The following is a 378-nucleotide window of genomic DNA, read 5'->3' as shown; positions in this document are numbered from 1 at the left end:
AGGCGCCGCACGGGAGTGCCGTTCGAGATGCCGTCGCGCAGGTCGAAGTGGGCGTCGAACGTGATCAGTCCCGTCGCTTCGGCACCGAGCGCCACGGGATAGGTGAGCGAGTTGTCGCCGCCGAGGGCGATCACGAGTTTCGAAGCGGCGGCGAGCTCGCGCACGCGGGAGATGACCCTGGCCTCACCGGCGGAGCCGTCAGGATCGGCGATGTCGCCGGCGTCGGCGATGCGCAGCACCTCGTCGAGCTCGATCACCGGCGGTCCCATCAGCGCGGTGCCGTAGCGGGGGAGAGCCGCGCGGATCGCCGTGGGCGTCGCGTGCGCACCGGTCGGGGAGAGCGAGGTGCGCCAGGTCGGCACCCCGACGAGCACGGCG

Annotated in this window: 1 protein-coding gene; it reads right to left on the bottom strand. The window is 72.5% G+C overall.

The features are described from left to right. The coding region (locus DSP71_RS21250; RefSeq protein ID WP_258546597.1) for an arginase family protein at positions 1–378 on the bottom strand (378 nt) is incomplete at both ends.

Origin of the sequence: Microbacterium sp. H6, from assembly GCF_003314775.1 — a bacterium.
Classification (GTDB): domain Bacteria; phylum Actinomycetota; class Actinomycetes; order Actinomycetales; family Microbacteriaceae; genus Microbacterium; species Microbacterium oxydans.
Note: the sequence above shows the minus strand (reverse complement) of the source record. Positions and strands in the feature narration are given on the sequence as shown.